This is a genomic window from Beijerinckia sp. L45, from assembly GCF_009765775.1.
Lineage (GTDB): Bacteria > Pseudomonadota > Alphaproteobacteria > Rhizobiales > Beijerinckiaceae > RH-AL1.
In genome coordinates this window covers 8,337-27,518 of record NZ_LMUU01000117.1, presented here as the reverse complement: position 1 = coordinate 27,518, position 19,182 = coordinate 8,337, and the positions used below count along the sequence as shown (strand labels likewise).

General features: G+C 64.4%; 18 protein-coding genes and 1 pseudogene. 10 read left to right on the top strand and 9 right to left on the bottom strand.

Going from position 1 to position 19,182, the window contains the following annotated elements:
* Nucleotides 1-1,211, top strand: a 1,211-nt coding sequence (trpB, locus tag GSQ79_RS12680; RefSeq protein WP_158809074.1) for a tryptophan synthase subunit beta, incomplete at its 5' end; no start/stop codon positions are given.
* Between the two features lie 28 nt (nt 1,212-1,239).
* Here the strand turns inward: trpB and GSQ79_RS12675 are convergent.
* From GSQ79_RS12675 to GSQ79_RS12665, 3 genes are all read right to left on the bottom strand, one after another.
* Nucleotides 1,240-2,286 (bottom strand): hypothetical protein, encoded by a 1,047-nt coding sequence (locus GSQ79_RS12675; RefSeq protein ID WP_158809073.1) that lies wholly within the window; start codon nt 2,284-2,286, stop codon nt 1,240-1,242.
* Between the two features lie 308 nt (nt 2,287-2,594).
* A complete protein-coding gene (locus GSQ79_RS12670; protein WP_246725298.1) occupies nt 2,595-2,930 on the bottom strand; it encodes a nucleotidyltransferase family protein in 336 nt (111 codons plus the stop codon).
* A gap of 202 nt (nt 2,931-3,132) precedes the next feature.
* Nucleotides 3,133-4,104 carry a bifunctional riboflavin kinase/FAD synthetase gene (locus GSQ79_RS12665; RefSeq protein ID WP_246725297.1) on the bottom strand — a complete coding sequence of 324 codons (972 nt, stop codon included), beginning with the start codon at nt 4,102-4,104 and terminating at the stop codon, nt 3,133-3,135.
* 337 nt (nt 4,105-4,441) lie between these two features.
* Between GSQ79_RS12665 and GSQ79_RS12660 the strand changes: the two genes are divergently transcribed.
* Entirely contained in the window at nt 4,442-4,837 is a 396-nt protein-coding gene (locus tag GSQ79_RS12660; protein ID WP_158809072.1) for a response regulator, read from the top strand.
* On the opposite strand, the gene GSQ79_RS12655 is transcribed toward GSQ79_RS12660, so the two are convergent.
* Nucleotides 4,838-5,752, bottom strand: coding sequence for a TIGR01459 family HAD-type hydrolase (locus GSQ79_RS12655; RefSeq protein ID WP_158809071.1), 915 nt, complete (start codon nt 5,750-5,752; stop codon nt 4,838-4,840).
* A 225-nt stretch (nt 5,753-5,977) separates the two neighbouring features.
* Between GSQ79_RS12655 and metK the strand changes: the two genes are divergently transcribed.
* Nucleotides 5,978-7,180: a methionine adenosyltransferase gene (metK, locus tag GSQ79_RS12650; RefSeq protein ID WP_158809070.1), complete on the top strand. Its 1,203-nt coding sequence runs from the start codon at nt 5,978-5,980 to the stop codon at nt 7,178-7,180.
* 90 nt (nt 7,181-7,270) lie between these two features.
* Nucleotides 7,271-7,966 (top strand): tRNA (guanosine(46)-N(7))-methyltransferase TrmB, encoded by a 696-nt coding sequence (locus GSQ79_RS12645; RefSeq protein ID WP_158809069.1) that lies wholly within the window; start codon nt 7,271-7,273, stop codon nt 7,964-7,966.
* On the opposite strand, the gene GSQ79_RS12640 is transcribed toward GSQ79_RS12645, so the two are convergent.
* Complete coding sequence (locus GSQ79_RS12640) at nt 7,947-8,723, bottom strand: M48 family metallopeptidase (RefSeq protein ID WP_158809068.1); 777 nt, start codon at nt 8,721-8,723, stop codon at nt 7,947-7,949. The genes GSQ79_RS12645 and GSQ79_RS12640 overlap by 20 nt on opposite strands.
* A gap of 250 nt (nt 8,724-8,973) precedes the next feature.
* Between GSQ79_RS12640 and raiA the strand changes: the two genes are divergently transcribed.
* Nucleotides 8,974-9,561 carry a ribosome-associated translation inhibitor RaiA gene (raiA, locus tag GSQ79_RS12635; RefSeq protein ID WP_158809067.1) on the top strand — a complete coding sequence of 196 codons (588 nt, stop codon included), beginning with the start codon at nt 8,974-8,976 and terminating at the stop codon, nt 9,559-9,561.
* Nucleotides 9,562-9,764: 203 nt separating this feature from the next.
* A complete protein-coding gene (gene ptsN, locus GSQ79_RS12630; RefSeq protein WP_158809066.1) occupies nt 9,765-10,229 on the top strand; it encodes a PTS IIA-like nitrogen regulatory protein PtsN in 465 nt (154 codons plus the stop codon).
* Between the two features lie 7 nt (nt 10,230-10,236).
* Here ptsN and GSQ79_RS12625 read toward each other — a convergent pair whose 3' ends face one another.
* On the bottom strand, nt 10,237-11,238 hold the full coding sequence (locus GSQ79_RS12625) for a glucokinase (protein ID WP_158809065.1): 1,002 nt from the start codon (nt 11,236-11,238) through the stop codon (nt 10,237-10,239).
* Between the two features lie 145 nt (nt 11,239-11,383).
* Here GSQ79_RS12625 and GSQ79_RS12620 point away from each other — a divergent pair, with 145 nt between their 5' ends.
* Nucleotides 11,384-12,277 carry a bestrophin family protein gene (locus tag GSQ79_RS12620; RefSeq protein ID WP_158809064.1) on the top strand — a complete coding sequence of 298 codons (894 nt, stop codon included), beginning with the start codon at nt 11,384-11,386 and terminating at the stop codon, nt 12,275-12,277.
* A gap of 10 nt (nt 12,278-12,287) precedes the next feature.
* Here GSQ79_RS12620 and GSQ79_RS12615 read toward each other — a convergent pair whose 3' ends face one another.
* Nucleotides 12,288-14,207, bottom strand: coding sequence for a methyl-accepting chemotaxis protein (locus tag GSQ79_RS12615; protein ID WP_158809063.1), 1,920 nt, complete (start codon nt 14,205-14,207; stop codon nt 12,288-12,290).
* Nucleotides 14,208-14,601: 394 nt separating this feature from the next.
* Here GSQ79_RS12615 and pheS point away from each other — a divergent pair, with 394 nt between their 5' ends.
* A complete protein-coding gene (gene pheS / locus GSQ79_RS12610; protein WP_158809077.1) occupies nt 14,602-15,684 on the top strand; it encodes a phenylalanine--tRNA ligase subunit alpha in 1,083 nt (360 codons plus the stop codon).
* Between the two features lie 208 nt (nt 15,685-15,892).
* Here the strand turns inward: pheS and ispG are convergent, their stop codons facing one another.
* Entirely contained in the window at nt 15,893-17,212 is a 1,320-nt protein-coding gene (gene ispG / locus GSQ79_RS12605) for a flavodoxin-dependent (E)-4-hydroxy-3-methylbut-2-enyl-diphosphate synthase (RefSeq protein ID WP_158809062.1), read from the bottom strand.
* A 483-nt stretch (nt 17,213-17,695) separates the two neighbouring features.
* Between ispG and GSQ79_RS12600 the strand changes: the two genes are divergently transcribed.
* Both GSQ79_RS12600 and GSQ79_RS29510 read left to right on the top strand, forming a co-directional pair.
* Nucleotides 17,696-18,385 (top strand): response regulator transcription factor, encoded by a 690-nt coding sequence (locus tag GSQ79_RS12600; protein WP_158809076.1) that lies wholly within the window; start codon nt 17,696-17,698, stop codon nt 18,383-18,385.
* Between the two features lie 119 nt (nt 18,386-18,504).
* Nucleotides 18,505-18,855: a DUF6460 domain-containing protein gene (locus GSQ79_RS29510; RefSeq protein ID WP_246725296.1), complete on the top strand. Its 351-nt coding sequence runs from the start codon at nt 18,505-18,507 to the stop codon at nt 18,853-18,855.
* A gap of 15 nt (nt 18,856-18,870) precedes the next feature.
* On the opposite strand, the pseudogene GSQ79_RS29505 reads toward GSQ79_RS29510, so the two are convergent.
* Nucleotides 18,871-19,182: pseudogene (locus GSQ79_RS29505) on the bottom strand (dihydroorotate dehydrogenase (quinone)); the annotation flags it as partial.

The window sequence follows — 19,182 nt, the reverse complement described above, 5'->3', positions numbered from 1 at the left end:
GCGGCCGCTTCGGCCTGTTCGGCGGTCGCTTCGTGGCCGAGACGCTGATGCCGCTGATCCTCGACCTCGAAGCGCATTACGAAGCCGCCAAGACCGACCCCGCCTTCAAGGCCGAGTTCGACAATCTGCTGACCCATTACGTCGGCCGCCCGAGTCCGCTGTATTATGCCGAGCGCTTGACCGAGCATCTGCGCGGCGAGGCGACCAAGGTCGGCAAGCCGGGCGGCGCGAAAATCTATTTCAAGCGCGAGGAGCTGAACCACACCGGCGCGCACAAGATCAACAACGTGATCGGGCAGATCCTGCTGGCACGGCGGATGGGCAAGACGCGGATCATCGCCGAGACCGGGGCCGGTCAGCATGGTGTGGCGACGGCGACCGCCTGCGCCCGCTTCGGCCTCGAATGTATCGTCTACATGGGCGCCGTCGACGTCGAGCGGCAGAAGCCGAACGTCTATCGCATGAACATGCTGGGCGCGACGGTGGTGGCCGTGCAATCCGGCGCGCGTACCCTCAAGGACGCGATGAACGAAGCGTTGCGCGACTGGGTCGCGCATGTCGACGACACCTTCTATTGCATCGGCACCGCCGCCGGCCCGCATCCCTATCCCGCGATGGTGCGCGACTTCCAGTGCGTCATCGGCGACGAGACCAAGGTGCAGATGCAGAAGGCCGAAGGGCGCCTGCCGGATTCCATCTTCGCCTGCATCGGCGGCGGGTCCAACGCGATCGGCATCATGCATCCGTTCCTCGACGATCCCAGCGTCGAGATCTTTGGCGTCGAGGCGGCGGGCTTCGGCCTCGACAAGAAGCATGCGGCCTCGCTCGCCGGCGGCCGCCCCGGCGTGCTGCACGGCAATCGCACCTATCTGCTGATGGACAAGGAAGGGCAGATCGAGGAGGGCCACTCGATCTCGGCCGGGCTCGACTATCCCGGCATCGGGCCGGAGCATTCGTGGCTGCGGGATTCCGGCCGGGTCACCTATCTCTCGGCGACCGACGTCGAGGCGCTCGAAGCCTTTCATCGCTGCGCCAAGCTCGAAGGCATCATCCCGGCACTCGAGCCCGCGCATGCGCTGGCCCGCGTCTTCGACGTCGCCCAGGACCGCCCGCGCGATCATCTGATGGTGGTCAACATTTCGGGCCGCGGCGACAAGGATCTTGCGACGGTCGCGCAGTATGATGGCGAAGCGCTCGACGACATGACCTGAGGGCGAGTTTCAGAGGCAGGCTTAACGCCTACGGTTCTATCTCGCGAAACCAGACGGCATCCCAAAGTACGACGAAGTTGTCGAAAAGCCATTGACCCCAATGTGATGGATTCGGGTCTAGCTTTCGGCTACCGGCCTCAAAATCACCAGCTGCCGACAATATCTCCTCGGCAGCTAGGGCCATGAATTCAATATCGGGGTTGACCATCTCTGCAACGTCCCACCACCGCCAGCCTTTTGGATGGGCGCCGAAGTTATTGCGGATGAAATACGCGTAGTCTGCAATACTCCTGATTTCTACCGAAAGGCCTAACTCCGCGCAAACGTCGCTTCTCGTTTTGGTGGAACGCCCACGAACATTAAGGAAAGAAGCTATCGACTGCACTACACAGTCAAATGCGACGAAGGCCTCAAGATTAAAATCATGACTTTTCAAATCTTGAGCCCGAAGGAAATGCGAGATTGCTTGGTGAATAAACGGGTCGAGCGTATTTCTCGATGTCCACTTCGACCACGCACTAGGGCTTTGTGCGCCGGTCGGATTGCCCCATTGGGCAATCGCTTCGCTCTGCGCGTTTTGCAAGGCAACGTCGAAGTCGGGCATCGGACGCATTGGCCCGTACCGGTGGAATAACGTCGAGCTGCCAAAGATGGTGGGAAGAGCCTTATGTTGCTCCCAGGCTATCATTAATACAGAGGCCACGCCTGATCGATGAACATACTGTTTTGCATAGTGTAAAAACCAATTAATTACGTGCTTTACCTCTTCATCTTTTATAATTGCGGCTAAGCCGACATCCCAAAGAGGCGCTATCGTTGTTACCGCGAGGGCACCTTGGCACGGAAAAGCTCTCATTCTCGGTGAGCTAAATAATATCGGCAGCGCCTGTTGGCCAAGCGCGACTGTATTGACCTCAAACCAATCGGAGCGCTTTTCTACCTCTATCGATATGGCCTCAATACCGCTTAGCAGTTTGGGTCGTAGGCGCAGCTCCATGTCGGAACTGTCGAACCAAGCCGATACCACCTGTTTGGCGTTGGCGGCTCGTCGTCTAGCTTGTGCGTCGGATATCATTCCGAAGATTTACCATCTTTTTAGCTGCTAAGCCGCCCTGGTCGTATAGTCGGTTTCTCTCTTCGACGCGCCTCAGGTCCGTCGACCGGGCGTGCGGCGCGTCACCCAAAGGGCGCAGCAAAGTGCCAATGAAAGGGGCGACCGAGCGCGCTGCTAGGCTCTGCGGCGGCGCGTAGCTTTGCCGCCAGGACGGGCGGCTGAGTCAGCAATCGAAGCCCTAAGGGTGTAGGCGCCTGCGACACCGTTCGCGAGAGCGCGCCTCCCTTGGGCGCCTGGAATTACTAAGAGCGGCGTCTTGCTGGCTGCCATCAGAAAACGCGGATCGCCTCATCTTCCGCAACATCTCTGACGTATTTGGATAAGCCATCGCGCGTCGAATACCCGATGCGGGTTTCGGGAAATGCCGTCCGCAGGGCATCGTAGGCACCCATGAAATTGCTGAGGTCGTAGAAGCGATCGCTCGCGGCATCGACGAAAATATCGATGTCCGATGTCGCGCCGGCGTCGTCGCGTCCATACGACCCAAAGAGGTACAGCGCCGCGATGCCGCGGGCACGAAGGGCCGGCTCCACGGAGCGCAACCGGGCTATGACGTCGCTGCGGTCCATGCCGCGATCATAGCGCATTTTCTGAAACACGCGCATCGAACCGGTTCCCGCTTCAACGGAGCCGATGTCCGATTGCCAACATCGCCGCCGACGCCGGGTGTTGATCTCGTCGCCCGCAGCGCTCATCTTTGCCCTGGTTTGCGAAGCTGATGGTGACGCAGTGACGCAAGTGACGCAAAAATGCGGTGATGCGATCCGCGATTCTTCTGTTGCATTCCTGCAACAGCGATGGCGCGGCCTAACCCGGATGCATCGCCAAAGCCGCCTTGGCGTCCGCCGCGTCCTTCAGCATCTGCACCGTCAGCGCCTCGAGGCTGTCGAATTTCTCCTCCGACCGCAACCAGGCGATGAAGGCGACGTCCATCACCTTGCCATAGAGGTCGCCGGAAAAATCGAACAGAAACGTTTCGAGCAGAGGCGCGCCGTTGTCGACGGTCGGGCGGCGGCCGTAGCTGGCGACGCCGTCATGGGTCACGCCGTCGACGGTGGCGCGCACGGCGTAAATGCCGTGGCGGAGGCGGCAGCTCGGGTCGGCCTGCATGTTGGCGGTGGGAAAGCCGAGCGTCCGCCCAAGCTGTTGACCGGGCAGCACGGGGCCGGCGATCGTGTAGGGATGGCCGAGCAGGGCGGTCGCCTGCGCGATGTCGCCGGCTTCCAGCGCGGTGCGGGTGGCGGTCGACGAGGCGATCTGAACGGCGCCGGTTTCGTCGGCATCGATGCGTTCGACGATATCGACGGTAAAGCCGTGGGTCGCGCCGGCCGTCTTGAGAAAAGCGGGGGTTCCCCCGCGATGGCGGCCGAAATGAAAATCATAGCCCGCGATCACGCCGCCGACGCCCAGACGTTCGACCAGGATCTCGCGGACGAAGGCCTCCGCCGGCAGGCTGGCGAGCGCGGCATCGAAGGTCAGCACGATCATGCCATCGACCCCGAGTTTTTCGATCATCGCCGCCTTGGCGTCGAGTGGACTCAGGCGAAAGATCGTGCCGGCCCCGCCAAAATAGTCGCTGGGATGCGGTTCGAAGGTCAGGACGGCGCAGGGTACGTCGCGCGCCTTCGCCAGCGCCTTGGCGCGCTCTATCACCGCGACATGGCCGCGGTGGATGCCGTCGAAGTTTCCGACGGCCAGGATCGCGTGTTCGAGGCGCGGTGGGGGCGTCATGGGATCGAGGGCGAGAGTGAACGGCCGGGCGGTCAGGGTGTCGGTCAAGCAAGGATCATCGATTGGGCGGCGCGCGCCGAGCCATGTGCGGGCGGACCCTGATGCCACGATGCGGGAAGGTCAAGCGCAGTGGCCTGCCGCCGCGCAAAACGACGAGGCCCTCGGTCCGCATCCTGTACGCGACACTCGGCGTCAGCGCCCAGCCGCCCTGGCGTCGCGCTTTGACCGGAGCTGACACCCCGCCGGGAGCAGTAACGCAGCAAGTAAAACTCTGATTTTCTGGCCGATTGGAAGAGATTATCAACCTTTTCGCGACATCTTTGATGGCGTGTTTTAGACCAAGTCACTGACGTTCGTGCCGGCAGTCCGACTGGAGAGTAGAATTATGGCCGTCGATACCAGCATGCCCATCCTCGTGGTCGATGATTACCAGACCATGGTGCGCATCATCCGCAGCCTGCTGAAGCAGATCGGCTTCGAGAACGTTGACGACGCCTCTAACGGCCAGGCGGCGCTCGAGAAGATCAACCAGAAGACCTATGGCCTGATCATCTCCGACTGGAACATGGAGCCGATGACCGGCTTCCAGCTCCTCGAAAAGGTGCGGGCCGGCGGCCCGTCCGTGGACGTCCCGTTCATCATGGTCACCGCCGAATCGAAGACGGACAACGTCGTCGCCGCGCGGCGCGCCGGCGTCAGCCATTACATCGTCAAGCCGTTCAACGCGGCGACCCTGAAGTCCAAGATCGACGCCGTCTTCGCGACCGCCGCCGCGGCCTGATCAGACCGCCCAGGTCAGCGTCCCGAGCGCGGCCCTCGGCCTGGCGTCGCGCGAAGCCAGGAACTGCCGCAGCGCCGCGCGGTCGAGCGGATTGCTGCGGGCGTCGCCATGCAGCTCGGCGCGGTGGATCCCCGACGTGATGAAAAGGCCGTCGATGCCCTGGTCCCGCGCACCCTGCATGTCCGTATGCATCGCGTCGCCGATGGCGAGGATCCGCGATGTCGCGACATCGCCGAGCTTCTCCCGCGTTAGACCCAGAGCCCGCTCGTAGATCGCCGGAAACGGCTTGCCGGCCTGGATCACCGTGCCGCCGATCGCCTCGTAACGCTCGGCGATCGCCCCGGCACAATATTCCAGCGTGTCCCCCACCTCGACGACGATATCCGGATTGGCGCAGATCATCGTGAGCTTGCGCGCCAGCATCGACCGGAGCAGCGCGTCGTAATCCTCGGGCTGCCGGCCGATCCGGTCGGAGGGGCTGATGCAGATCACCAGCTCGGCCTCTTCGACGCCGACGAGGGTGGGGCCGTGCGCGCCGAGCAGGCCTGCCTCGCGGTAGAGGTCGACCTCGCGCTCCGGGCCGATGTTGAGGAGCGGCGGACAGCCGGCCTCGACGATCATCGCCACCGTCACGTCGCCCGACGTCGCGATGGCATCATAGGCGTCGTGCGGCACCCCGAGCGAATCCATGCGGGCCACCACGTTGCGCGCCGGCGCCGGCGCATTGGTGATGAGGACGACTGTCCCACCACCGCGGCGAAACCGCTGCAACGCGTCGACGGCCGCGGAATGATGAGTGACGCCGTTGTGGATGACACCCCAGACGTCGCAGAGAATGAGGTCGTAGCGCCCGGCGAGATCGGCGAGGCCGTGATCGAGCAGGGGCAGGGCAGTCGCGTCCAGGCCTGAGGTCATGTGGGTGCCGGTTACTGTTGGAAGGAGCGGTCGAAACTGCAGGAGCGGCCGGACGGCCGCGGGCTGTCGAACGCCTTACACGTCCAATCGCCTCGGCACGCAAGCGTTGCGCCTGCCGCGGCCCGGCAAATATCGTCTCGGGCGGCAAAAGCTTGCCTTGGCTCGCGGCGTTGCCTATGGCTTCGGCCGGATTTCCAGCTCCCTCCAAAACTTCCGGAGATATCCTTGGCACGCGCGAATTACCTGTTTACGAGCGAATCGGTCTCCGAAGGCCATCCCGACAAGGTCTGCGATCGGATTTCCGACGAAGTCGTCGATCTGTTCTTCCGCGAAGGCGCCAAGGCCGGCGTCGACCCCTACGAGATCCGCGTCGCCTGCGAGACGCTCGCCACGACCAACCGCGTCGTCATCGCCGGCGAAGTCCGCGGGCCGATGATCGATCCCGCCGAAATCGTCAAGGTCGCGCGCAACGCCATCAAGGCGATCGGCTACGAGCAGGCCGGCTTCCACTGGGAGACCGCGCAGATCGAAGTGCTGCTGCATGCCCAGTCCGCGGATATCGCGCAGGGCGTCGATGCCGGCGGCAACAAGGACGAAGGCGCGGGCGACCAGGGCATCATGTTCGGCTACGCCTGCCGCGAGACGCCGGAGCTGATGCCGGCGCCGATCTATTACGCCCACAAGATCCTCGAAGACCTTACCCATGCCCGCAAGGCTGGCACCGGCGAAGCCGGCAAGCTCGGCCCCGATGCCAAGAGCCAGGTCACCGTCAAGTATGTCGACGGCAAGCCGGTCGGCGTGACGCAGATCGTGCTGTCGACGCAGCATGTCGACGAGAGCCTCAGCTCGGCCGACATTCGCCGCATCGTCGAACCGTTCATTTGCAAGTCGCTCCCGGCCGGCTGGATCAGCGATGAGACGGTCTGGCACATCAACCCGACCGGCAAGTTCGTCATCGGCGGCCCCGACGGCGACTGCGGCCTGACCGGGCGGAAAATCATCGTGGACACCTACGGCGGCGCGGCTCCGCACGGCGGCGGCGCCTTCTCCGGCAAGGATCCGACCAAGGTGGATCGCTCAGCCGCCTATGCCGCGCGCTACCTCGCCAAGAACGTGGTCGCGGCCGGTTTTGCCGATCGCTGCACCATCCAGCTCTCTTACGCCATCGGCGTGGCCGAGCCGCTGTCGATCTACGTCGATCTTCACGGCACCGGCCACAATGTGTCGGAAGAGAAGCTCGAGACGGTGCTCGGCCAGATCATGCGCCTGTCGCCGCGCGGCATCCGCGAGCACCTGCAGCTCAACCGTCCGGTCTACGCCCGCACCTCGTCCTACGGCCATTTCGGCCGCATTCCGGACGCCGAGGGTGGCTTCTCCTGGGAGAAGACCGATCTCGTCGAGAAGATGAAAGCCGCCGTCGCGGCCTGAGACTTTTTGCAATCGCTCACCCTGAAAGTCTCTTCAGGGTGAGATCCATCTCGATCGAGCCAGCCCTGCTGGCGCCTTGGCGTTACGAACGTGGCTGAGATCCTTGAACGGCCCGTTTCCTCGCCGCTGCATGGGCGGCGCGTCGGCAAGCCGCTGGCAAAATACCAGCGCGTGCTGGTCGACACCCTGCTGCCGCGCCTTGCCGTCGACATCACCGCGCCGATCCCCGACGCCACGGCGCTTTTCGCGCGCGCGCCGGATGACGTCTGGCTGGAAGTTGGCTTCGGCGGCGGCGAGCATCTGCTCAATGCCGCGACGCTGCACCCGGACGTCGGGCTGATCGGCTGTGAGCCCTTTCTCAATGGCATGGCCCGGGCGCTGGCCGACCTCGCCAGCGCCGACCTCGACAACGTCCGGCTGCATTGCGGCGACGCCGGTGCGCTCATCGATGCGCTGCCGCCGGCCAGCATCGGCCGGCTCTTCCTGTTCTATCCCGATCCCTGGCCGAAACGGCGGCAGCACAAGCGGCGGTTCATTTCCGACGCCATGCTGGTGCGCCTTGCCCGTGTGATGATACCCGGCGCGGAACTGCGCTTCGCGACCGACATCGACGACATCTGTGGCTGGACGCTGGCGCGCCTGCTGCGCTCGCCGGATTTCACCTGGCCTGCCGCGACGGCGGCCGACTGGCAGTACCCGTGGCCGGAATGGGTCGGTACCCGCTACGAGCAGAAGGCCACGGCAGAAGGCCGCCGCGGCTGCTACATCACGGCGATCCGGCGTTAGCCCCGAAGCGCATCAGCTCGACGCCATGCACTTTCAGCCAGGCTTCGGCGCGATCCATGTCCGGGACGAGCCGCTTCGCCACCGCCCAATAGGCAGCGGAATGGTTCATGTGAACGAGGTGGGCAACCTCGTGTGCGGCGAGATAGTCGAGCACAAAGGGCGGCGCCATGATCAGCCGCCAGGAAAAATTCAGTGCCCCGGCGGACGAGCACGAGCCCCAGCGGGTGGTCGTATCGCGCAGGGTCAGACGTTTTGCGTTGACTCCGAGCGATGCCGTATGACGGGCGACCGCCGCAAGCAGATCGCGGCGCGCCTCGCGCATCAGAAAGTCCTGGACGCGGCGTGCGACGAAGGGCGCGTCGCCGCTGACGCAGAGTTTTGGCATGCCGCCACTCTCGCTGGCGGCGGCCTCGACCCAGACGGTACCGCGCGCGCCGACGCAATGGGTGATCTCATGCAGGACGCCGCGCAGCGGGACCACAGCACCCGGCCCGAACGGGGTGGGGGCCGGCAGCCGTGCGAGGCGAACGCCGATCCAGGCGGCATGGCGCTCGACGAAGACCTTGGCGCGGACCAACGAGCCGCGGGGCGGCAGGGTCAGCACGACGTCGCGGGTGGCGGCACGCACCCGCAGCGTGAAGCGACGGGCCGTCGCGACACGCTTGATCTGGACCCTGTGGGTCTCGCCCGCATGGACGACATCGAAGAAGCTGATGTCGAAACTGCGGAGAGCGGTTTTCGGCGTCGTGATCGGCATGGAGCCGATAATAGCCCGGCTCCCACTGAGTCGCCATGCCCGAAGCGTTGCCGAAACTGTCATTGACTTGTCACAGCCACCCTCCGTAACCTGTCCGACTGCGCCGCTTTGCGGCGCATCCCGAGCGTTTCTCAAGCGGAGTGTCTGCCGGATCGCATTACGACACGCTGCCGCCAGAACGGTTAATACCCTCGCGATTCCGGACGCCATGCTGCTGAGGCCGCTCTTTCGATAAGGCCGGAGGTTGCCGATGACCCTACGCATTTCGGGAAAAAACCTCGCGATCGGCGACGCCCTGCGCTCCCATGTCCAGGCGCGCATCGATGGGGTGACAGCCAAATACCATGCCGGGGCCCCCTCGGGGCATGTGACCATCGGGCCAGAAGGGTCGGGCTACCGGTCGGACTGCACGCTGTTTCTCGCCGCTGGGATCACGCTGCAGGTCGATGCGACTGCGCACGAGCCCTATGTCAGCTTCGACAAGGCGGCCGACCGGATCGAACGGCGGCTGCGACGCCACAAGAAGCGCCAGACCAGCCACCACGGCAACGGCGCCATAGCCGCGCTTGCAGATGTCGACGGCGATCTCGAGCCTTTCCCGGTCGATCTGCTCGAAGAGATCGATGAGGAAACCTTCCCAGTGGTGATTTCCGAGCCGGCGCATGGGTTCAAGGAAATGACCGTCGCCGCCGCCGTGCGCCAACTCGACAGCGCCGCCTGCTCCGTCGTGATCTTCCGCTATGCGGAGAACAGCCGCATCAACATCGTGTATCGTCGTGCGGACGGCAACATCGGCTGGATCGACCCGCTTGGGGTGTCGAACGGCAAGGCGTCATAAGGCGGACAGAGCACGCCGCCCGAACACTGTTCTCCGGGCGCGAAGCGAGCTAGAAGGACGCCGACACGGCGGTCTCATCCTTTCGATCGTGGATCGAAAGCGCTGGCGCGACGTTCGCGGTGGCGCGGGTCGTGCAGATGCTTCACGAGGCCGGGTGCCTTGCGAGGCCCCTGCCGGCCGCCGTCTTCTGGATGACGAAACCAATGACTTTGACGGATTTGATCGCACCCGCCGCCATCCTCCCTTCCCTGAAGGTCGGAACCAAGAAGCAGGCGCTGCAGGAACTGAGCGAAGCCGCGGCGATTCAGTGTGGCCTTCCCGCGCGCGAAATCTTCGATGCCTTGCTGCAGCGCGAGCGGCTGGGCTCCACCGGCATCGGCAACGGCATCGCGATTCCACATGGCAAGCTCGCCAAAATCGATCACATCTTCGGCGTCTTCGCCCGTGTCGATCGTCCGATCGATTTCGAGGCGCTGGACAGCGAGCCGGTCGATCTCATTCTGCTGCTTCTCGCGCCAGAAAGCGCGGGCGCGGATCATTTGAAGGCTCTCGCCCGGGCAGCGCGCCTGCTGCGCTCGCAGAGCGTCACGGCAAAGCTTCGTGGCACCCGGGATGCGATGACGCTGTACGCGATCCTGGCGCAGGAACCGGCCTCACACGCCGCTTAGACGGGCGTCAGCACCAGGCACGCCGCGTGTAGTCCAGCGCGTAGGCGTCGGGCCGCGCGGCGATGGCGCCGAGGCCTGACAGCACCGCGTCGTCGACGACGATGAGCCGGGTCCCGACGTTGCGCAGGAGGTCTCCGAACGGTGCCTTGTCTTCGTAGCGGGCGCGAAACACCGCTGGGTCGGCAAAGCTGACGAGACGCGGCAGGACCCCGCCGGAAAACGTCACGCCGCCCGTTGCGAGAAAGGCGAGCGTCATGTCGCCGGCAAATCGCGCCGCGAGGCGCCAGAACAGCCGCACCGTCTCGGCCTCGTCGCCCTGGCGATTGGCATGGGCCGCCGCCACGAGGTCGTGCTCATTGGGGATGCGGGTGGTTACGATGCCGCGCGCCGTCAGCCGTGCCTGATGCAGGCGCACAAGGCCGGGGCCGGACAGCACCGTTTCCGCGCTGACCCGCCCATGCTGCGTCATCGGCAGATGCGGCCAGATCGCTGATTCTTCAGAACCGACCGGGCCGAAATCGACGTGGCCGGCTTCGCTGGCCAGCGCGAAATGCTTGCCGTCGATTTCCAGCAGGGCGCTGGCGCCAAGGCCCGTTCCGGGTCCGAGCACGAGGCGCGCGCCGCTGCTCTCCGGGATTGACGGGCCCAATACCTTCACCCATTCGTCCTTCAGCACCGGGATGGTCAGCGCCTGCGCTTCAAAATCGTTGAGCAGCAGGCCCTGTTCGAGCCCGTGCGCCTTGGCGACGTCGGGACCTTCGATCGTCCAGTGAGCGTTGGTCATGATCACGCTGCGATCTTCGACCGGGCCGGCGGCGCAGGCGATGATCGAACGCGGCTTCTCCGGCAACTGGGGCAGCGCGTCTTCGATAGCGGCTTCAAGGCTGGGAAACGCATGCGTTGCGCGATGCTCGGCCGGGGAGGGCGGCGCGCCCGGCTCCGAAATGATTGCGAAGCGGGCATTGGTGCCGCCGATGTCGCCGACGAGAACGGGAAACGGAAAATCCACGCGGGTTACCTTTCGACTCGGGGTTCGCTGCGCAGTTCTAGTTGGCTTTGCGGCGCGGTGGAATTACTGGAATCACGGTCGCCCGCATTCGGCGATCCCGGCGAAAGCGGCTAGAAGGGCGGCTTCCTAAGCCTGGACCCATCCCATGATCGTTGGCAGCACACCGCGCATCGGCCATGCCGCCCGCGAAATCATCGGGCCGCTGGCCGTCCTTTTCGTGTGGGACGTCATCGTCACGCTGATCTATTTCTGGATCAATCCGAAAATCATGCAGCTCGAGGTCCCGCTCTCTCTGTTCGGGACGGCACTGGCGCTGTTTCTCGGATTTCGAGATAATTCCGCCTATGCGCGCTGGTGGGAGGCCCGCTCGCTTTGGGGCCTGATGATCAACGCCTCCCGCAGTCTCGCTCGGCAGGCGCTCAGCCTCTGCGATGCGCGCGCCGACAGCGCGGGGCTGCGACGCGCGATCGTGTGCAGCCAGATCGCCTATGTGCATCAGTTGCGAACGGGTCTCCGCGGCGAGGCCGACGGCGCCGAGATCACGACTTATCTGGCGCCGGACCAGGCGGCGGCCGTTAAAGTTTTCACCAACCAGCCCAATGCGATCCTGACCGACACGGCGATCCTCGTCAGCGACGCTTTTCGCGCCGGTCTGATCGACAGCTTTGGGCGCGTGCGCATCGAGACCACCCTCGTCGATATCGCCAATGCGCAGGGCGGCATGGAGCGGATCAAGCGGACGCCGATGCCGAGCCAATACCGCTTCTTTCCCGTCTTCTTCACCCGAATTTTTTGCGTCATCCTGCCGTTCGCGGTGGTGCGCGACCTCGGCGTCTACACGCCCGTCGGCTCGGCCTTCGTCGGCCTGATGTTCCTGATCCTGCTGCAGATCGGCGACGACCTGATGGATCCCTTCAGCAACGAGATCTACGACGTGCCGATGAGTGCGATGTGCCGGACCGTGGAAATCGATCTGCTGCAGATGCTCGGCGAGCCGGCGCCCGAGCCCCTGGCGCCGGAGAACGGCGTGCTCTGGTAGAGGTGCCGTCTCAGAACTCTTCCCAGTCCTTGTCGGGCTCGGGTTTGCGGGCCGCCGCGCCGCCGCTCGCCACGCTCCGCAGCGCGGGACGCGGCGCCGATTTGGCGTTCGAGCCCTCAAATCGACCGGCGCTTCGCGGCAGCGGCACGATGTCGGCTGTCCCGGTCTGGAACTGGCTGACGAGTTCCTCGAGTTTGCCGGCTTCCTGAGCGAGGTGATGGCTGGCGGCGGTCGATTCTTCGACCATCGCAGCGTTCTGCTGGGTCACCTGATCCATCTGGTTGACCGCGGTGTTGACCTCTTGCAGGCTGACCGCCTGCTCCTGCGCCGAGGCGGCGATGATCGCGACGATGGCATTGACCTCGGCCACCTGCGCGACGATGCGCTCCAGCGACCGGCCCGTCTCGCCGACGAGCGCGACGCCCTGGGTCACCTGTTGTGTCGAGGCCGAGATCAGGCTCTTGATTTCTTTCGCCGCTTCGGCCGAGCGCTGGGCCAGTGCTCGGACTTCCGAGGCCACGACCGCAAAACCCCGGCCCGCATCGCCGGCGCGCGCGGCCTCGACGCCGGCGTTCAGGGCGAGCAGGTTGGTCTGCATCGCGATATCGTCGATCACCACGATGATCCGGCTGATCTGCTTCGACGATTCCTCGATCGCTGCCATGGCGTCGACGGCCTGACCGACCACCGCGCTGGAATGTTCCGCATCGGCCTTGGTGGTACCGACGACCTTGCGCGCGTCGTCGACGCCCTCGGCGGTGCGCTTGACGGTTGCAGTGATGAGGTCGAGCGCCGCGGCGGTTTCCTCGAGGCTCGCGGCCTGCTGTTCGGTACGGCGGGACAGTTCATCCACGGCTTGCGCGATCTCCACCGAATGGCCGCGCATCGACTGCGTTTCGCCCATGATCGCGCGCATGGTATCGCGCAACGCCGAAAGAGCACCTCCGAAGTCGTCCTTGAGCTTCTGGTATTCGCTCGGGAACGCCATGTCGATGCGATGGGTTAGGTCGGCACCCGCTAGCTTCTCCATGGCCATTGACAGCGCATCGACGACGTTGCGCTGCATCGTCGCCGCGGCACGCTCCAGGGCCTTCGCCTTGCGCCTGGCATCGGCCATGACGTCGCGCTCGTCCATCGCCGTGCGCGTGACCTGCTCCTTGTGGGCAGTTACGGCGCGCAGCGTCGCCAGGCTCGCCGAAAGCTGACGGAGGTCGTCGAGCGGGCCGGCGGCCTGGGCGTCCGCCGCGCCGATCACGGCATCGGCCTTGTTCACCGCAACGAAGAGAATCCCGACGATAGACTCTTCCACCACGATCGGCTCGTAGATGGTAATGTAGGTCTCGCCAAAAATTTCGGCTTCGCCGCGATAGCTGCGGCCTTCTTTCAGGACCGCGTCATGCGCTGGCCCGGGCGCCAGGCGCGTGCCGATCGAACGGTTGCCGTTCTTGTCCTTGATGTTGGTGCTGATGCGCACATCGCCAAGAAAGATCGTCGCCGAGCCACCGTGGGTGGCCTGCACCTGATCGACGACGTCGTTGCCGCCATTGACAAGCAGGTCGCCGAAATAGAGGGACTCTCCGACCCGGCGCGGATCGCCCCGGCCGTAGAGAAGCGTCCGCATCAGGTCGATATTCGAGTCGAGCTTGCGTTGCGCCGTCGCGATGATGTCGAGCGCCTTGGCTTCGTCGGCAAGCGCCTTGAGATCGGCGGTCAGGCCGGTCAAAGGCCTGGTGATCCGGCGCGATGTCAGGACCGCGGCGAGTACGCCGACGGCGATGGCGCCGATCAAGCATCCCAGCTTCAAACCAAGCTGCGCGTCCGCTGTCTGGGACGCGAAATGAGAGACGAGGTCGACCGTTGCGGGCGCAGCGCCGGTGATCATGACGGCCGCAAAGCCGGCGGTAAGCTTTGAATTGACGGTGCGCAGCATGCTTGGACCCTGTTCCACGAGCGGGCACTTGCAATCGACGGCGCAGCATGGCGCCGCTCTCGTTTGCCTAAGATCCCACGACGGCATGGTTGCCGGTCGCGAATGCTTATGTATGCCACTATATGAGCAATCCGTTACCAACCCTTCACCGTGCAACGCAATATTCGGTCGTATCAATGAGGACGCAATTCAATCGAGGCGTGGTTTTAAGGGATTTCTCGATGCTTCCGACGCGGTACTTCCGGACCGAAGGCGGTCTTCAAACTTGGCTTGACAGTTTGTTGCTTCACCAATTCTTCGGCGTCGCGTCCGGGCCGGGGGTACGCGCGTGCGGCTCGACAGGACGGCGCCTGTCATGGCAGATGAGCCCGCACACCAAAACGTCCTGGAAGCCATGTCCGATCTTGCCTCGCTCGAAGCCCTGACCCTCGAAGCCATCGCCGCTGCGGGCGACGAAGCGGCGCTCGACGCCGTGCGCGTCGGCGCGCTGGGCAAGAAGGGTAGCGTCTCCGCGCTGCTCGCCACCCTCGGCAAGATGGAGCCGGAAGAGCGCAAGGTTCGCGGCGCATCGATCAACAAGCTCAAGGACGCCATCGTCGAAGCCCTCGAGGCCCGCAAGGCGATCCTGAAGCAGGCGGCGCTCGAGGCCCGGCTCAAGGCGGAAATCATCGACGTGACCCTGCCGGTGCGCCCGAGCCCGCTCGACACCGGGCGCGTGCATCCGATCACCCAGGTGATGGACGAACTCGCGGCGATCTTCGCCGACATGGGCTTTTCCATCGCGGAAGGCCCCGACGTCGAGACCGACGACTACAATTTCACCAAGCTGAACTTTCCGCCTGATCACCCGGCGCGGGACATGCACGACACGTTCTTCTTCGAGCCTGGCCCCGACGGCACGCGTAAGCTGCTGCGCACCCACACCAGCCCGGTGCAGGTGCGCACCATGCTGACCCAACAGCCGCCGATCCGCGTCATCTGCCCCGGCCGTACCTACCGCTGCGATTCCGACCAGACCCACACACCGATGTTCCATCAGGTCGAGGGGCTGGTCATCGACAAGCAGGCCAACCTCGGCAACCTCAAGTGGATCCTGGAGGAATTCTGCAAGGCGTTCTTCGAGGTGCCGGACGTGACGATGCGCTTCCGCCCGAGCTTCTTCCCGTTCACCGAGCCGTCGATAGAAGTCGACATCCGCTGCTCGCGCAAGGACGGCGAGATCCGCTTCGGCGAGGGCGACGACTGGCTGGAGATTTTGGGCTGCGGCATGGTGCACCCGAACGTTCTCACCGCCTGCGGCATCGATCCCGAAGTCTACCAGGGCTTTGCCTGGGGCATGGGGATCGACCGCATCGCCATGCTGAAATACGGCATGCCGGACCTGCGGGCGTTCTTCGAGAACGATATCCGCTGGCTCAACCACTATGGCTTTCGGCCGCTGGATATCCCGAGCCTCGTCGCGGGCCTGACCGCCTGAGCATTGCCGGCTTTCGCGGCGACGGTCTTCCAAGGATCCCACGATGTCATCGCGGGGCGCCCCGGAGGGGCGAGCCCGGGATCCATGAACACCTGGTCGGCGCTTAGACCACGACGCAGCCCGAACCACGTTTCAACGCATCCCGGCTCGCGCCTCGCGCGCCCGGGGTGACATCGCGGTAAGCAGCCATCCAAGATGACGACCCTGCCTACTCCGCCGCGCTTTGGGCTGCGGCACCGAAGCGCCGCTCGATATAGTCGGCCACCAGCACCTTGAACTCGTCGGCGATGTTGGCGCCGCGCAGAGTCAGCGCCTTCTTGCCGTCGATGAACACCGGTGCGGCCGGCGTTTCGCCGGTGCCGGGCAGCGAGATCCCGATGTCGGCGTGCTTGGACTCGCCGGGGCCGTTGACGATGCAGCCCATGACCGCGACGTTGAGCGTTTCGACGCCGGGATAGCGCGTCTTCCAGTTCGGCATTTCGTCACGGATGTGGTTCTGGATGTCGCGCGCCAGCTCCTGGAACACGGTCGACGTCGTGCGGCCGCAGCCGGGGCAGGCGGCGACGAGCGGCACGAAGGTCCGGAAGCCCATGGTTTGCAGGATTTCCTGCGCGACCTTGACCTCGACCGTGCGGTCGCCGTTCGGCTCCGGCGTCAGCGAGACGCGGATCGTGTCACCGATGCCTTCCTGCAGCAGCACGCCGAGCGCCGCCGCCGAAGCGACGATGCCCTTCGAGCCCATGCCGGCTTCGGTCAGGCCGAGATGGATCGCGTAGCTGCTGCGGGCCGCCAGCATCTTGTAGACAGCGACGAGTTGCTGCACGGCGGAGACTTTTGCGGAAAGAATGATCCGGTCCTTGCCGAGCCCCATCTCTTCGGCGCGCGCCGCCGAGAGCAGGGCGGACTGCAGCATCGCCTCGCGGGTCACCGCGCCCATGTCCTTCGGATTGGCGGACTTGGCGTTCTCGTCCATCAGGTTGGTGAGAAGATCCTGGTCGAGCGAGCCCCAGTTGGCGCCGATGCGGACCGCCTTGCCGTACTCGATCGCCTTTTCGATGATCGTGCCGAACTGCAGGTCTTTCTTGTCCTTGAAGCCGACGTTGCCGGGGTTGATCCGGTACTTGGCCAGCGCCTCGGCGCAGGCTGGATGGTCGGCGAGCAGCTTGTGGCCGATGTAGTGGAAGTCGCCGATCAGCGGCACGAAGCAGCCGATCTTGGCGAGCCTATCGCGGATGTGAGGCACGGCGGCCGCCGCTTCGTCGCGATCGACCGTGATGCGGACCATTTCCGAGCCTGCGCGCGACAGCGCTGCGACCTGGGCGACGGTGCCGGCGATGTCGGCGGTATCGGTATTCGTCATCGACTGGACAACGATCGGCGCGCCGCCGCCGACCTGGATGGCGCCTTCGCCACTGCCCACGATCACCGCAGTGCTGCGGTGGCGGGCGGACGGTGCCGCGACGACTTCCTGGTCGGATGGACCGACGATGTCGGAGACGGCGCTCGCGATGGAAGACAAGACGTTCATGCGGACCTATCGGGTAACGGGCGAGAGTTGATCATCATATGGTGCTTCGCATAGCGCAAAAGCCATCCTTGCGAAAGCATCGCGCGGACGCGGCTCATTCTCTGCCACTTCGACGTGACGTCAATGTCACGGTCTCGCAAAGATTGGCACCTACCTCTAGTAGCCAATTTCAATGACCGGTAATCGAGGCTAACTTCCGATCATCAAAATGTGATCGAAAATTTTCAGTGGTTGTATTGTCGGCCCTTGACAAGGAAAGACGCGAAATGCGCCGCAACTCGTTTCAAATCAATAGCATATGTTTTGTGCGTCCGGGCGATTGACGTCTTGCGAAGCGAATATCGGCATATTCAAACTCATGTAAACGGTAGGTGAAAGTTGCGTTCACGACAGGTTAACGCGGAGAAGCCGAAACCACTCCTACGAAAGTCGGTATCCGACTTGCCGCGTGATGTGCGGCGTCCTGGAGGACGAGACGTGACGATGATCTTGGATGATAGAGCGCCGGTTTGCGACGTGATCCGCGTCGTCATCGCCGACGATCACCCGATGGTTCGGGGCGCCTTGCGTGAAGCCGTTTCGTCGGCGCTACCCGGAGCCGAGATTCGCGAAGCGGGCGATCTCGCCTCTTTGGGGACGGCATTGGCGCGGGACACCGCGATCGACCTAGTCCTGCTTGACCTCGCGATGCCGGGCGTCAGCGGTTTTTCAGGCTTGCTTTACCTGCGTTCGCAGCATCCGGAAGTCCCGGTCGTGGTGGTTTCGGCGACCGAAGATCGCGTCGTGATGCGCCGGTGCATCGAGGTCGGCGCCGCCGGCTTCATCCCGAAATCGACCGAGATCGAGATGATGCGCGAAGCCATTCGCATGGTGCTGCAGGGCGACATCTGGACGCCGGGCGATCTTGATCCCGTTCTTCCCACCGACCCGTCGGTCGCCGACATGATGCGTCGTCTCGCCAGCCTGACGCCGCAGCAGCTGCGGGTGCTGATGATGCTGTCGCAGGGCCGCCTCAACAAGCAGATCGCGTTCGAACTCAAAGTGTCGGAAGCCACGGTAAAGGCGCATGTTTCGGCGATTTTGCAAAAGCTCGGCGTCGACAGCCGCACCCAGGCGGTGATCGCGGTGTCGCGGATCGAGCAGGGCAACTTCTCCCGCGCGGCGCAGGCCTGATTTTAGCGCGGCTGTTTCGGCGCCGGTCGCATGACCCTCGAGATCGCCGCCGGGTATGGCCGGCTTGCGCTGCGATCGATTTCGGCTCATTGCGCGCCTGACAGCACACCGGAACTGCCATGATCGACGAACGCCCGCCTCAGACGGAAGTCCCACCCCACTGGAATCAGAGCGCCCCGTCACGCTGGCCGGCGCGACCGGACACGCGGCTTCGCCGCTTCCTTGGCGGCTCGCCGCTCGCTGTGCTCGTCAAGCTGATCCTGGTGTCGCTGATCGTCGGCGCGCTGCTGATGTGGCTCAACATCAGGCCGGCGGATGTCTTCCGCATGCTGTCGAACCTCGTCGACCGGCTCTGGTATCTCGGCTTCGACGCGATCCGCGAGTTCGGCACCTACATCGTGGCCGGTGCGGCGATCGTCCTGCCGGTCTGGCTGATCCTGCGGATCCTCAGTTATCGCGCGCCGCGATAAACGCGTTGCCGGGCGCTACTTCGCCCAGTCGCCGGCTTCCGATCCGACCACGTCGGCAAGCGCCGTTGCGCCAAGGCGGTCGCAAAGTCCACGCTTGATCGTGGCGACAAGGGCCGGCCCGGCAAATACCAACGCCGAATAGATCTGCACCAGGGTTGCGCCGGCCGCAATCTTGCGCCACGCCGCCTCCGCGCCGTCGATCCCGCCGACGCCGACCAGCGGAAACTGCCGCTCCACCCGTAAAAAGGCTGCCGCGAGCATGCGCGTCGAGAGGTCGAACAGCGGCTTTCCGGACAGGCCGCCGGCTTCCAGGCCGGTGCGATCGGT

Bases quoted from the DNA above. Each gene is read 5' to 3' on its own strand.
- GSQ79_RS12640 (WP_158809068.1), bottom strand. From the start codon at position 8,723: ATGCCGATCACGACGCCGAAAACCGCTCTCCGCAGTTTCGACATCAGC.
- GSQ79_RS12615 (WP_158809063.1), bottom strand. From the start codon at position 14,207: ATGCTGCGCACCGTCAATTCAAAGCTTACCGCCGGCTTTGCGGCCGTC.
- ptsN (WP_158809066.1), top strand. From the start codon at position 9,765: ATGACTTTGACGGATTTGATCGCACCCGCCGCCATCCTCCCTTCCCTG.
- GSQ79_RS12675 (WP_158809073.1), bottom strand. From the start codon at position 2,286: ATGATATCCGACGCACAAGCTAGACGACGAGCCGCCAACGCCAAACAG.
- GSQ79_RS12600 (WP_158809076.1), top strand. From the start codon at position 17,696: ATGATCTTGGATGATAGAGCGCCGGTTTGCGACGTGATCCGCGTCGTC.
- pheS (WP_158809077.1), top strand. From the start codon at position 14,602: ATGTCCGATCTTGCCTCGCTCGAAGCCCTGACCCTCGAAGCCATCGCC.
- raiA (WP_158809067.1), top strand. From the start codon at position 8,974: ATGACCCTACGCATTTCGGGAAAAAACCTCGCGATCGGCGACGCCCTG.
- ispG (WP_158809062.1), bottom strand. From the start codon at position 17,212: ATGAACGTCTTGTCTTCCATCGCGAGCGCCGTCTCCGACATCGTCGGT.
- GSQ79_RS12620 (WP_158809064.1), top strand. From the start codon at position 11,384: ATGATCGTTGGCAGCACACCGCGCATCGGCCATGCCGCCCGCGAAATC.
- GSQ79_RS12660 (WP_158809072.1), top strand. From the start codon at position 4,442: ATGGCCGTCGATACCAGCATGCCCATCCTCGTGGTCGATGATTACCAG.
- GSQ79_RS12655 (WP_158809071.1), bottom strand. From the start codon at position 5,752: ATGACCTCAGGCCTGGACGCGACTGCCCTGCCCCTGCTCGATCACGGC.
- GSQ79_RS12670 (WP_246725298.1), bottom strand. From the start codon at position 2,930: ATGCGCGTGTTTCAGAAAATGCGCTATGATCGCGGCATGGACCGCAGC.
- GSQ79_RS29510 (WP_246725296.1), top strand. From the start codon at position 18,505: ATGATCGACGAACGCCCGCCTCAGACGGAAGTCCCACCCCACTGGAAT.